This window comes from Bradyrhizobium sp. UFLA05-112 (genome assembly GCF_053572325.1).
In genome coordinates this window covers 1-13,210 of the sequence record NZ_JBANBK010000141.1, presented here as the reverse complement: position 1 = coordinate 13,210, position 13,210 = coordinate 1, and the positions used below count along the sequence as shown (strand labels likewise).

Sequence of the window (13,210 nt, the reverse complement as noted above, 5' to 3'; positions counted from 1 at the left end):
ACCATAGACCGACCACTCCAACGGCACGAAACCCTTGTCCGCGACCAACGCCGAACAAGCGGCTCCGATAGCCGAGCCACTGTCATTCGGAAACGGCGGTACCCATACCGCATCGAACAGGCCGGTTTCACGTAACGCACTGTTCCATTTGATATTAAGACCACAACCGCCGGCGATGCAAAGATTGCGCGGCCCGGGAACGTTCGAATGCCGCAGCAAAGCAAGGCCCATCTCCCGCACGAGCAGACGCTCAAGAAAAACGTGAAATGACGCAAGTATATCTTCGTGTCGCTTGGCCTCCAATCGAAGTGCGCTTTCGTCGAAGAAGTCGTGCGTCGCGGCAAGTGACGCTTCGGCGTCATTTATATTCGCTCGGTAGCGCTGGGCAGACTCCGTGTCCGCCGCAAAGTGCTTCTCGTAGATCTCCCTAAATACTGTCACAACGTCTTCATCAGGCGTTCCCAGACCGATGTAGGCCATCAGTTTGCCCGCAACGCCAAGGTCCCAGTTGGTCCGGCTCGCCTGCCGGTAGGGCCCAAAGTGATGGCCCGCGACGGCATAGGCATGCCCTATCATCGGGAATAGGCACTCGAGGAAGCGGCCGCCACCGGGTTTTACATAATAAAGTCGCGGAAAGATGCAGCCGTCCCACACGAGGCAGAAAGCGGGCTCTCCCGCTTTCGCAAACGGGCTTGTGCAGTATGCAGAGGCAATATGGCCCGTGACGTGTGCATAGCTCCTATAGGAGAAGCTATTGCCGTCGAGCACAAGCCCGTTCCCCTCATGTGAAGAGAGGATTCCTTCGGGGCGTTCAACATACGGCGCACCTTTGAGAGTGAGAAGCTCCGATCCACTCAGGACCTGGAATTGTGATTCGATTTCCCCGTCCCAGCCGTCGATGACGAACTGGTCAACATCGCGGGGATGAAGGCCGTATTCCGCCAATGTGAGAACAACCGTATCGAGATTCTCGATGGCTGAGTACCGTCGATTGTTGTCGCGTTTTTCATGCTCGATGCAAAAGACCAGACGTCCATCCTCCACAAGGGCGATGGACCCGTCGTGCGTCAACTTGATGCCACAGATGCGCATGGTGCCTCAATGCTAAGGTCGGTTGTTGAATGAAACGGAAGACCCGATCGACTTTCGAAAGCAAGCAAGCAAGCAGTCTTCGTTGGCCGAATCGCCTCGACATTGCACCCGTTCGACCTCGACCAATGTTTCGTTCAGCATTGCGATGATCGTCTCGGCACCAGCCGCATGTCCCCAGCCACGGCAGGTGTCATCACGCGCTGATCCGAAAACCAGATGCCCATCCGGCGCAAGCATTCGCACCAAATTGCCAATGGCCGTACGCATCTCGGCAACATCGCGGAGGTAGTAAAGCACTTCCGCCACCACGATCAAATCGAACTGGTCTGTTCTCGAGAACCGTTGAATGTCAGAGACTATCCATGTGATGTGCGACCATCGCTTCGTCCGTTGACTCGCCCGGCCAATCGCTCGCGGCACGACGTCGACGACTGTAAGTCGTTCGCAGTGTGGCGCCAGCTTTTCCGTGAATGCGCCCGCCGCGCAGCCGACCTCGAGCCCATTTGCGATGAAGCCGTTTGAAAGCGAAAGCCGCAGCATGTGCGTGTGACGCTCTCGCTCGAACGGATTGCCGTCCAGCCGCCATGGATCATCGGCAGCCAATTCTCGCTCTAACGATTGGTAACCGCTTTCCTGGTTCATGAGCTGTCCACTCCTCAGTCCGTATCACTCGCCACTGCAAGTGCAGTCGTGTCACCGCTCGACGGACGGCGCGAAGCATCCCACTTGCGAACTGGCACAGCGAGTCCCGAAGGTCGGGTGAGGTCTGGTTGGGGCTCGTGGTTTTCTTTTAGCGCTTGGTCTCCGCCAGACCCGAGAGCCTTGACTGATTTGCGTGAGAGCCAATCGCTGTTGCTTAGCGTACACAACGCATATGCTTTGACCGGAAGTAGCAGAAAGATATTGATGGGCGTGTGCAGGGAAAACGCAAGAAATCGCAGTTGACGCGCGCGCAAGGCTGCTACGCCGCATCGTACCATGGTCATCGATGCGATCATCAAACATGTCCACCACGGCACTGTTGCCGTGAGCGCGAGCTGCGCGATGCCTGTAACAACCGAAAGAGCCAGAAGAAGCGGGCCGATGTTTTGCCCGATAACATCTAACGTCAGGTATCGATCGAGACCGGGCAAAAGGCGCAGCCCAAGCAGCGTGTCTCGGAAAGTGCTCCTGGCCCAGCGGAGCTGTTGTCGCAGATACGGACCTAACTTATCTGGAACGACTGTCGCGGCGTAGGCGTCCGGAACGTACTCGGTTCGAAATCCTGCCTTCAGCATGAGAATCGTGAGATGGCGATCCTCGCCGAAGTCGCTCGGCTTTCCTCGAAAGAACTGCGCCTCGTACTGATCCAGTAGCAAATCGAGGGCGGATCGCCGATACATGGCACATGGTCCGCAGCAGCACATGACCGCACCGAAACGAGCTTGAGCTGCGCGCTCCTCATTGCACGCCAACCAGTACTCCATGTCGATCAGCCCGGTTAGCCAGGTGTCGCTGCGGTTGCTCGCGGTCAGCTGCCCCATGGCAGCACCGATACCAGTATCCTGCATTCTCAATGCAAGCTTCCTGACTACATCGCTCGCGAGTATCGTGTCCGAATCGACGTTAAGCACCAAATCTCCGGATGAGCGCCGGATCGCTGCAATCTGTGCTTTGCGTTTTCCAACGTTCTTCGGCAGGAGAATAAAGTTGAACCTCGGATCGTAGGCATAGGCATGGTGGACGGGTGCGACGTCCTCCCGGTTTCCAGAGCCGTCATCAACCACATAGACGCGCAGCTGCCCGACGTAGTCTTGGCTTGCAATGGACTCTAAGCAGGCCGACAGCGTACCCGGATCCTCGTTGAAGCATGGTACGATCACATCCACACTCGGCATAGATTCGGGGTGGACTGCATCTGATGTCGCCGAAGACGCTGGTGTCGGCGAGGCATGGAACGCCTGCACGGTCTTGTAGACCGCGGAGAGCAACGCATAAGACGAGACGACTACAGTGCTGGTTGTGGCAAGCAGGTTCATGGGACGCCGATTTGTTCAGTGAAGTTGGGGAAGCGGGCAGATCGCGAAACCGCGATCACGCAAGGCTGGAATAAGTTGGGAAAGTGCCTTCAGCGTCTGGTCGCGCAGACCGGAATGAATGCACCGCCCCAGCTCATCGGGCGGACATCCGTCGTGCAGAAGCACAATCGCACCAGGGCGGACAGATGCTAACACTGCGCCAACGATCGCATCGACGCCCGGGCATGACCAGTCGCGTGGGTCCACTGACCAGTGGAGAGCCGCCAGTCCCGCCTTCGCTGACTTGGCCAGCACCTCTTCGGTCCAAATGCCATACGGTGCACGCACGTGTCGCACCACGGCTTGGGGACACACGCTCATGATGGCCCTACTCGCCGTCAGTATTTCATATTGCACTTCGTCTGGTTCGCATTTGGACAGATCCGGATGTGTCATCGTGTGGTTTGCTACCTCATGCCCCTCAGCGACCATCCTTCGGATTAGCTTTGGCTCATTCGCGGCGTACGTGCCAAGGACACAGAACGTCGCCGGCGCGCGGTATTCCGCCAGCACATCGAGAATACCCGGCGTGCAAAATGGATTAGGCCCGTCGTCAAACGTCAAATAGACGCTGTGGCCGACGGCATCCTTGGCCCGCTTGCTGTGCGCTTCGAAGGAACCACTTGCGTCTTTCACAGCTCTGGCCCATTACGCTCGATGAATGTACCGGTGGGCCACTCGCTCATCGCCCGCGCTATAGGGAAAACGACGAGCAACGCGTCGTCGACGCGGGTTGGCGGCAAGTTGGCATAAATATCCGGAAGGGTAGACCGCACGCGAATGCCCGGAACAATCGTCGCCAAGCCTGGGCGGCCGAGTAGCCTGTAGATATGCTCTTTGAGTTCATGTCGAACCGTGCCGAACCCAAAGGGAACGCCGAGCTCCCGCAGCACCGGATACATTACGCGCATCGAATGAGAGATGCCGAGCCCCTCGAGATCCGGGCGTACCGCGTACAATCCAAGTTCGGCCACCAACAGATCGATTTCGCCGACCTTGATGAACCGCCGCAGCGCGCCGATATGAGCGGCCACGCCGCGATCATCGTAGCCAATCACACGGAGTTCAGGTCTCGCGCCGGCCCAGCTTCGATTGCCTTCAAACGGTTGCGCGTTAAACGCCCCGGTCGGACCGTAAGCATTTCGAAAGAACTCAGAGATTGCGACGTGGTCGGCAAGTTGTAAGTCATTTTCCCAGCACGTCCTCCATTGGAGCTGAGGGCGCATGAAAGACTCTCCTGCTTCTTGCTGCGTTGCTGAGGCACGCATCAGGCGGGCAACGAACGGCGTGGCGGTGCTCGTTCGATGGTGTCGCCAGCGAATGGGTTTGATGTTGACTTGTTGACGGCGTTTGGGTTCGACCGCGCGGGCGGCAGGACTTTTTGGATATTCCGGATTTTGTGGGGGCCGTCGCTAACCGTCGCCGTCGTGTCCGGGCTGGTCGCAATCGGCTCAGTGAGAGGTCGTGCCCCGCCTACTATCTTGCATTCTAGTTTTCGTTCATTGCCCCCGAACGCCCATTCTCCGCGACAGCTCTGTGCAGCACTCACGCTATCGGAGCACCAGGCATTTACCCAGTCATATCGAGGTAGACGCCTTCCATTGAAGCGTATGTAGCGACTATACGATGGTTTAAACCGCGCTCCTGACGGCATTGTTGAGCGGCATGCAGTTGCTAAGGGAGACGACGCTATTGTAGAAACTCCCTGGCACGGGCGAAGAAACCGCAACTCCGCTGCACACGACGTCACGCTCCTCTCACCGCACAGACAATATGCCGATCGCGCGGTTTGAAAGCGGAATACGACGATGTTAGCCGCGGCCTCATTTGCCTCGTCCAATATCTGGCACTGACCTTGATGCACGCGACGACTTTGGTGCCGCTCATTTGTTTTCTTGCGAGTATGATGGCTCGCCGCCCGTGTGATCGGCGATCGATCGCACAAGCGGTTAAGACTGGAATCGATGCAATCTTTTCGGATGTGACAACGCCATGACGGACGTCCAGCTAAGGTGTTGCGCGCAACCGCGGACGAAGCGCCATCACCAATATTTGCGATCTGCGGTGCCACGCTCTGCTTCTCCGAAACGTACGCTAATGCACAGGAACTGGAGATTTCCTAACCGGCGCTGTGCTAACTGGTACAATCGATTGTTTGGATGAGAAGCATCTACACTGCGGATAGGTGACTATGCGTTTTCGAGGACTGGATCTGAATCTGCTCGTGGCGCTCGATGCGCTGATGACCGAGCGAAACCTCACGGCGGCAGCTCGCAGCATCAACTTGAGCCAGCCGGCCATGAGCGCGGCAGTTGGACGCCTGCGCACATATTTCAAAGACGAGCTCTTCACGATGAAGGGCCGCGAACTTATTCCAACTCCACGTGCGGAAGCTCTCGCCGCCCCAACGCGCGAGGCTCTGCTTCACATCCAATTCTCCATTACGTCCAGGGATACATTCAAGCCGAGTGAATCCGACCGGCGCTTTAGGATCTGCCTGTCGGACTTTGCTACGATCGTGTGGTTCCGAAATGTCGTGAAGCGTGTTGCACGAGATGCGCCCGGCGTCAGATTCGAATTGATGCCTCACGCGGACCCATTCGATCATCCTCTCCAACGCGCCGAAATCGACTTTCTCATCGTGCCCGAGCTATACATGTCGGACGCACACCCTAAAGCTACCCTTTTTGACGAGACCCTCGTGTGCGTCGGCTGCCGCTCGAACAAGCAGCTATCGGGGGCACTCACATTCGATAAGTACATGTCAATGGGCCATGTTGCGGTCAAGTTCGGGCGCTCTCGCGTGCCCGCTGTAGACGAATGGTTTATGCAAGAGCACGGCCTCAAGAGACGCGTTGAGGTCGTTGTTCAGAGCTTTAGCTTGGTCCCTCCCATGCTGCTTGGCACCAACCGAATAGCGACGATGCCCCTCACGCTTGTGAAGTATTTCGCAAAAATGATGCCGCTACGGATCACTAAACTCCCACTACCGCTTCCAGGCTTCACCGAAGCCGTCCAATGGCCTTCCCTTCACAATACTGATCCAGCAAGCATATGGATGCGCGAGGTATTGTTGCAGGAGGCAGCGCGTTTGGTTCCTCCGCACGCCGATCCTAAGACACGCCGAGGACATCTCGCGGACCCGCCCTTCGCTAGCTAGAGATACAGCTTTGGATGCGCCGGAATGACAACCGCGGATCGTAAGCCGTTAGGCGAAGAGATGCCGATTGATGACGCTTACAAGTCAACACGGCATCTCTTCGCTAGTCTTTTCAAGGCCATTTTTCTTTGACACAAGAACGCGCCGTTGATTGCTGACGCCAGATCTGGCTTTCGTCGCTATTCCCTCAGATGAACCTGGCCACCGGTTGATCGCCTCGTGTCCTTTTGGCAATTTTGTTTGCCATTCGCAGATCGCCTCCTCGGCCATCCGCAAGACTCGATTGGGCACACGATTGGTCCGATAAGACGCGAACTAGCTGATATTCAGGTCGCTGGTTCGGCTACCCGTATCCAGCTCACTCGACCCTCTCAATCGTGTTGTCGTGCCAACGATTAACTATGAAACCGGGAAACGCATTGTCGCCTTTAGGATCAAACCGCACTTGGCCGACTACGGTCTCAATCTCTTGCGAGCGAAGCGCTTTTGCCACGCGCAGAGCGTTGAAGGAGCCAGCGCGCTTCACTGCTTGCGCCCACGCCTGCACGGCGGCATAGGCGTAAAGTGTGTAGCCTTCCGCGGACCGCTGTGATGCTCTCAATCTGGCTACGACGTCGGCCGCCGCCGCGTTTTGGGTGGCGTCTGGCATGAATGTGAAGAGAGTGCCGTTTGCAGCATCGCTCGCAATCGCCCAGAATTCGCCGGTCATCAGCGGATCGTTAGCCATGACGGTGAGACGCGCCTGTGCGTCTGCGGCTTGCCGCACAATCAGGCCAATCTCCGTGTAGTAGCCGCCACCGATATAGACGATTTCGATTCGTTCCCTCTTCATCCTTGATACCAACGCCGTGTAATCCTTTTCGCCGGCCATGTAGCTTTGCCGCATGACAATCTGCAGTCCCGCGTCGTGAAGACGAGACGCAACGATATCTGCTATGCCCTTGCCAGCGGTGCTCTTGTCATCGAGGATGGCGATCTTGCTCTTGGAATAATGCCGCAGGATATAGTCGGCGGCGACCACGCCTTGCTGGTCGTCACGGCCGCAGATCCGAAAAATCGTCCTGAGGCCTCGTTCGGTCAGCTGAGGATTGGTTGATCCGGGCGAAATCTGAATAATTCCCGCTTCAGCGTAAACGTCGGAGGCGGGAATTGAGGAAGAGGAACAATAGTGGCCAACGACCAGCCTGACCTGGTCAGCCGCCAGCCGATTGGCTACTGCGACGGCCTGCTTCGGATCGCAGGCGTCGTCAGCAACAGTCAATTTGACCTTGAGTTCGGGAAGCAATCCGGAGGAGTTCAAGTCATCCACGGCCGTGCTAGCGCCGTAGCGCATCTGAGCACCGACCGCAGCATTGTTTCCCGTCATAGGTCCAGCCACTGCAACGTAAACATCGTCAGCGGACGCGACCGAGACCAACACGGAAGCCAGGACCGCTGCACCGGCGACTAGATTCATGCGAAACACTGCCATTTGACGCCCCTGACGTTGGTTGCTTTTGCGCCAAGACTCGCTCCCGCTCTCTTACCTTGGTCGCGGTTATTGATGCTCGTATCGGAAACTCGCGTTGTCTGACCGTTCGTCCACGCCTACTATCGATCCGCGTCATCGGGCGCGCGTGCCCGCCGGCGCGTTTGACCGCAGCTCTCGCGCGACATTGCATCAAGGCGGGCAGGTAGTTCTTCCACACTTACATCCGATTCCGTGTTCTTGGTGATGTTGCGCAGCCGATCGCGCAACTTGGTTGCCCGCGCGACCTGAATCTCAGCTCGCTCCAGTTGTTCGCTCAACAGGTCGGGAAGCGAAGTTCTTCCCTCCATCGCTTTCCGTATCTCATGAAGAGAGAACCCGAGCTCGCGAAGCGCCAGGATGTGATAAACCCTTCTAACGCTTTCACAGTCGTAAATCCGGTGACCACCATCCGTACGCTGCGAGGCGGCGAGCAATCCCGTATGCTCATAGTGACGTAGCGTGCGCACCGTCACGCCGGTCGCCTCCGCAAGTTCGCCGATGCGTCGCCAACGACGCCTGAATGGTGTAGGTCTGGTCATGTTGCTCAGTTTACGAACCTACAACCTAACGTCACGTGAGGTTCAAGGGGTTTTGGCGCCTCGCAGAGCTTGTCGCCTACTTTTCGATCGCAATATCGAACTTCGCCTTCCGAGGAGCGCCTCAGCAGGCGGACATGACATGCAGAATGCACGCCACCACGCTGCGGTGCAGACGTCGAATGACGCCGTCATCGATCTATCCAAAGAATAATTGAACCTTTGCTCGGCTAAGCCACAGACGCAATGGCCACCATCAGCCTCTTTAGGAGGATCAGTTCGGCCTCACCGGCGGCCGTACGTCCAAGCACAAGCTTAGCGATCTCCGTTCGATTGATGGGAGTTCGCATACTTGCCGGCAGCGCCGCCACCGCCTCATCAAATATCTTTCCTAAGGTGGAAAGGTCTTCCGGATCGAAAACACCACCTCGTACCTGCAACACTTGCACCGTCTCTCCTTTCAAACATAACGCCAGCGGGTCGGCTCCTTGCAAGGGCGTTTGGCTGCGTTAGGGCAAAAAGAAGACCGACCTGCGGCGCGCGACCAAACGCAGGTCGATCTGTCGCTCGATGCAACATGAAAGCGCACTGGCGCGACGAAGGCGTGCAAACGCAATATCGACTGGATTTTGCGGCTCGATCTACATGGCGGAGTGATCCATCGCCCTAGCGCAGCATCGGCACCACTCGTGGGCGAAGAGATTGCGCAATCATTCATCGCGCAACCTCATTTTTTCAAAACCTTCGCGGACATTTTGATTTTGCTCGCCCCGAATCGCCTTGCTCTTGATGAACGAGCCGAAGATTGAGCAGTTATCGAGCACCTGACGCGCCAAGGCATGCAATGCATTTCGGGCGCCTGAAACACAAGGCGGTATACAGCGGAATTTTCTCGATCTATCAATCAAGTCAGGGGACGTACCGCCTTTTTCCAGCACGGGCACAAGCGCGTGCCGATTGTTCGATCGGACCCGTCCATTGCTTGTCTTTAGAACGAGACGGTGCGCAGAGAGACGGTGCGCGGAAGTTTGGTCACCGGATCCGATCTGGTTTCCCGATTGCATTCAAACAGAATGCTGCTACTAGCGGATCGCCTGCAGTCTTGGGCGACACCAGCATAGCATCACGGTGCGACACTTCGGCATCGTGCAGCGAGTTGAGCGGCTCACGGGCCTCTCCGCAAATCGCAAGAGCATGATCAATATGTAGGGCAACTCGTTCAGAACAGAAAACCGCTCTCAACGAGCAGAACAAGAATAAAGTTTTTCGATCTGACGGAGCCTGCCGTCGCGGATCGACCGGTGCACGGGTCTCTGGCGCGGGCCTGCGGATCCCTCTCGAATGAATTGATTGACTAGAGTCTATTCAGTTTTGGAATTCACATGGAGCTTCGGACACTACGCACTTTCGTGGAGGTCGTACGGCAAGGCGGGTTTTCCAAGGCCGGCAAAGTCGTATTCGCGACCCAGTCGACCGTCAGCAAGGCGGTCAGGCAGCTTGAGGACGAGATTGGCGTGCCGCTGCTTGATCGGATCGGCCACCGCAGCAAGCTTACTGCTGCCGGCGAAATTGTTTATCGCCGTGCGATCAGGCTACTGATGGAGCGGGACGATCTGATTTCCGAACTCGGCGATTTGCGCGGTCTAAAATGCGGCATTCTCAAGCTCGGTCTTCCACCGGTGGGTAGCGGCACTCTGTTCGCAAAGCTATTTGCGATCTACCGCGAACGCTATCCAGGCATCGATATCCGGCTCGTGGAGTACGGAAGTGAGCGGCTCGAGGAGGTTTTGCTATCAGGCGAGATCGAACTTGCGGCCTCGCTTCTACCCGTGTCGGACGGCTTTGAATGGCAGGACGTCAAACGCGAGCCGCTCACTGTTTTGCTACCCGTTGACCACAAGCTTTCGCGGTGCCGATCTCTCGATCTTCCGGCATTGCGAGAGTTACCGCTCATCCTCTTCGAAGCTGGATTTGCATTGAACCGCGTGATTTTGGACGCCTGTCAACGGCACGGCTTCGAGCCGCGTGTCGTCGCGCGTAGCAGCCAGATTGATTTCATCGTCGAGCTTGCTGCGACGGGCATGGGGGCCGCCTTTCTGCCACGGATGATCGCAGAGCAACGCAAGCATCTTTCGATCGCTCGGGTGCCGCTCGAAGAAGCCGATACTGACTGGCACATTGCAATGATTTGGCGCCGCGGCGCCTATCTGTCACATGCCGCGAGGGCTTGGCTCGATCTGGTGGCTTGCACGCGCGGCGACGATCATTCCGGCAGCGACTGAATTGCAGTCGAACAATTCATTTCCGGCCATATCGCGCCCCGACGTAGACACGTCTGCGAGACGTTCGCGCTTCGCTAAGCTCCGGACGAAATATGCGCCATGGCACAGACTGTCGCAGATCAGTTCGCCAACACTCTTGCTGAGGTGGGAATAACGCGCATCTATGGAATTGTCGGAGATAGCCTGAATGGCCTCACCGATGCAATCCGCCGACAGGGACGCATCGAATGGATACACCTCCGGCACGAGGAAGTCGCTGCTTTCGCGGCCGGTGCCGAGGCACATCTGACGGGAGCGAGCTCGCGGTCTGTGCCGGAAGCTGGGGGCCGGGCACTCTACATCTCATCAACGGCCTGTTTGATTGTCATCGTTCGCGCGTGCCAGTGCTCGCGATCGCCGTACACATTCCGTCGGCCGAGATTGGTGCCTCGTATTTCCAGGAAAGCCACCGGGAGATCATCTTTAGAGAATGTAGCCACTATTGTGAGCTGGTTTCTGGGGCCAATCAGATGCCACGCATCCTTGAGGCAGCCATCCGCGTGGCTATAGGAAGGAACGGCGTTTCCGTTGTTATCATTCCTGGTGACGTCGCACTTCGTCCTGCGCTCGATGCGCCACGGCCCAAGCCCGCTAGTTTGCGGCCTCCACAGCCGGTGGTCTTGCCGACGACCGCCGAACTCGATGGCCTGACTGCAATGTTGAACAGAACTCAGCGAGTGACCGTTCTTTGCGGTTCCGGCTGTGCCGGTGCCCATGAACAACTGCTGTCTCTTGGCGAGCGGCTGAAGTCACCGAACGTGCATGCTTTGCGCGGCAAGCGCCTTGAACATCCCTCAGAGGTAGACGATGGCATCGACGCAGCGCTCGCACATGACGGACCAGCTTTAATCGATGCCGTTGTCAATCGGACCGAGCTCGCCGTGCCGCCTTCCGTGACGATGGAGATCGCCAACGGCTTTTCTTTGCACATGCTCAAGGCGATCGTGAATGGCCGGAGCGACGAAGTCATTGATCTTGCCAGGACCAACCTCTGGCGCTGAGCCAAGGAAAGCCCTGTAGCGCGCATTGCGCGTAGCGGGCTGAACCAGCGTCAGTGGCCTGAAGATGACGCCGTTGCGACATCGGCTTGAGACAAAACACCAGGGCTAACTGACGAGTTGGCATCGACTGTCGACTTCGATCACTTTCGGGCACGCGATACTATCGACTGCAACGTCGCAGGCGACGTTCAGCGCATTGTGCATGTCCGCGATCAATTCGTTGGAACTCTCCAGGCCCGCGTGGATGCGAATAAGCGGTCCTGCGAACGGAAGCGCGGCTTCCGCTCGCTTTGGTGGCTCGACAAGCAACGCGAGGCTCTCGTACCCGCCCCAGGATAGACCAATTCCAAAGAGGCGCAGGCTACCGAAGAGAACCGAAAGTTGCGGCCGCGACATTGGTTTTAGAATAATCCCAAAGAGTCCACTGGCGCCCAGAAAATCCCTCTTCCAAATGGTATGGCCGGGATCGTTGGGAAGGGCGGGGTGCAACACTCTGTCGACAGCTGGATGCGTCTGCAGGCTTTGCGCGAGAATGAGGCCATTTTCCCAATGCCGATTCATGCGCAGACCTAGAGTACGCAATCCCCTCAGTCCCAGATAGATGTCATCCGGCCCGCCAATTTCGCCGAAATGCTGCGCAGTTGACTTCAGTGTGGGCCATGCCGCTTCATTCGCAGTGGCTATGCCAAGGAACGCATCGGAATGGCCAACGATGTACTTCGTCGCAGCCTGGATTGAAATGTCGACCCCATGATCAAATGGTCTGAAATACAGAGGTGTTGCCCACGTATTGTCCATGATCACAAGCGCGTCCGATTGATGTGCAACCGCTGCGAGTGCCGGCACATCTTGAACCTCGAAGGTCATGGACGATGGCGATTCCAGATAGATGGCCCGTGTATTCGCGTTGATCTTTGCTGCCAGTTCTGACGGCTCCGTTGGACAGAAATACCGTGCCTTGATCTGCAGCGCCGCAAGAACGTTGTCCGCGAAGGCTCTAACAGGCGCGTAAACGCCGTCGCTGATTAGAACATCATCGCCCGCCTTCAAACACGCAAGCAGCGAGTGAGTGCAAGCAGACTGCCCGGATGGAAAGAGAATCGACCGAAAGCCGCCTTCTAGTTTGCAAACTGCGGCCTCAAGCGCGCGAGACAGGGGCGAGCCGAAGCGACCGTAGCTAGGATGGTCTTTGTTCCGATCGTCCCAATCCTCCAAGGTTTCCGAAACAATGGTAGAGCCGCGATAGATCGGCACATTGACCATCCCGGCGTGTTCTTCCGGCGCACGACCGAGGTGACAAAGTAGAGTTTCCGTGTCTCGTACGCTGTTGTCGTCGTTCAGATCCTTCATGACAAGTTCTCTTCCGTCGCATTCCGCCCTGGTCGTGGCATGTCGTCGCACCGGAGTCACCAGCCCTGCGTCAGCTGCGCAGGTGCAACAACAATGCCAATCTTGGGCAATTCTACTGCGACTGCATGTCGGTGACGTCTCTTGAGCGATGAATGAAGATCCAATACGACTCTGAGCTATTCC

Annotated in this window: 12 protein-coding genes and 1 pseudogene; 3 read left to right on the top strand and 10 right to left on the bottom strand. The window is 57.1% G+C overall.

From position 1 onward, the window contains the following. The 5 genes from SO180_RS40510 to SO180_RS40490 form a co-directional block, all read right to left on the bottom strand. The coding region (locus SO180_RS40510; RefSeq protein ID WP_449384377.1) for a carbamoyltransferase N-terminal domain-containing protein at positions 1-1,092 on the bottom strand (1,092 nt) is incomplete at its 3' end. Between the two features lie 12 nt (positions 1,093-1,104). Next, a complete protein-coding gene (nodS, locus tag SO180_RS40505; protein WP_449384376.1) occupies positions 1,105-1,734 on the bottom strand; it encodes a nodulation methyltransferase NodS in 630 nt (209 codons plus the stop codon). A 14-nt stretch (positions 1,735-1,748) separates the two neighbouring features. After that, positions 1,749-3,110: a chitooligosaccharide synthase NodC gene (gene nodC, locus SO180_RS40500; protein WP_449384375.1), complete on the bottom strand. Its 1,362-nt coding sequence runs from the start codon at positions 3,108-3,110 to the stop codon at positions 1,749-1,751. Positions 3,111-3,125: 15 nt separating this feature from the next. Further along, entirely contained in the window at positions 3,126-3,785 is a 660-nt protein-coding gene (gene nodB, locus SO180_RS40495) for a chitooligosaccharide deacetylase NodB (protein ID WP_449384374.1), read from the bottom strand. Beyond that, positions 3,782-4,375, bottom strand: a complete 594-nt coding sequence (locus SO180_RS40490; RefSeq protein WP_449384373.1) for a NodA family N-acyltransferase — start codon at positions 4,373-4,375, stop codon at positions 3,782-3,784. The genes nodB and SO180_RS40490 overlap by 4 nt, the downstream gene beginning before the upstream one ends. Positions 4,376-5,340: 965 nt before the next feature. On the opposite strand from SO180_RS40490, the gene SO180_RS40485 reads away from it, so the two are divergent. Beyond that, positions 5,341-6,309, top strand: coding sequence for a LysR family transcriptional regulator (locus tag SO180_RS40485; protein WP_449384372.1), 969 nt, complete (start codon positions 5,341-5,343; stop codon positions 6,307-6,309). Positions 6,310-6,667: 358 nt separating this feature from the next. Here the strand turns inward: SO180_RS40485 and SO180_RS40480 are convergent, their stop codons facing one another. The 4 genes from SO180_RS40480 to SO180_RS40465 all read right to left on the bottom strand — a co-directional run bounded on the left by SO180_RS40480 (position 6,668) and on the right by SO180_RS40465 (position 9,293). Then, entirely contained in the window at positions 6,668-7,780 is a 1,113-nt protein-coding gene (locus tag SO180_RS40480; protein WP_449384371.1) for a branched-chain amino acid ABC transporter substrate-binding protein, read from the bottom strand. 119 nt (positions 7,781-7,899) lie between these two features. Then, entirely contained in the window at positions 7,900-8,358 is a 459-nt protein-coding gene (locus SO180_RS40475; protein ID WP_449384370.1) for a MerR family transcriptional regulator, read from the bottom strand. 227 nt (positions 8,359-8,585) lie between these two features. Then, a complete protein-coding gene (locus tag SO180_RS40470; RefSeq protein WP_449384369.1) occupies positions 8,586-8,804 on the bottom strand; it encodes a hypothetical protein in 219 nt (72 codons plus the stop codon). A gap of 261 nt (positions 8,805-9,065) precedes the next feature. Then, positions 9,066-9,293, bottom strand: a complete 228-nt coding sequence (locus SO180_RS40465) for a hypothetical protein (protein WP_449384368.1) — start codon at positions 9,291-9,293, stop codon at positions 9,066-9,068. A gap of 444 nt (positions 9,294-9,737) precedes the next feature. On the opposite strand from SO180_RS40465, the gene SO180_RS40460 reads away from it, so the two are divergent. Together SO180_RS40460 and SO180_RS40455 are read left to right on the top strand one after the other, a co-directional pair. Next, the gene (locus SO180_RS40460) at positions 9,738-10,637 is read left to right on the top strand and encodes a LysR family transcriptional regulator (RefSeq protein ID WP_449384367.1); all 900 of its coding nucleotides are present in this window, start codon (positions 9,738-9,740) and stop codon (positions 10,635-10,637) included. 99 nt (positions 10,638-10,736) lie between these two features. After that, positions 10,737-11,491, top strand: a pseudogene (locus tag SO180_RS40455) (thiamine pyrophosphate-binding protein); the annotation flags it as partial. Between the two features lie 291 nt (positions 11,492-11,782). Here SO180_RS40455 and metC read toward each other — a convergent pair. Beyond that, the gene (gene metC / locus SO180_RS40450; protein WP_449384366.1) at positions 11,783-13,027 is read right to left on the bottom strand and encodes a cystathionine beta-lyase; all 1,245 of its coding nucleotides are present in this window, start codon (positions 13,025-13,027) and stop codon (positions 11,783-11,785) included. Positions 13,028-13,210 lie beyond the last annotated feature (183 nt).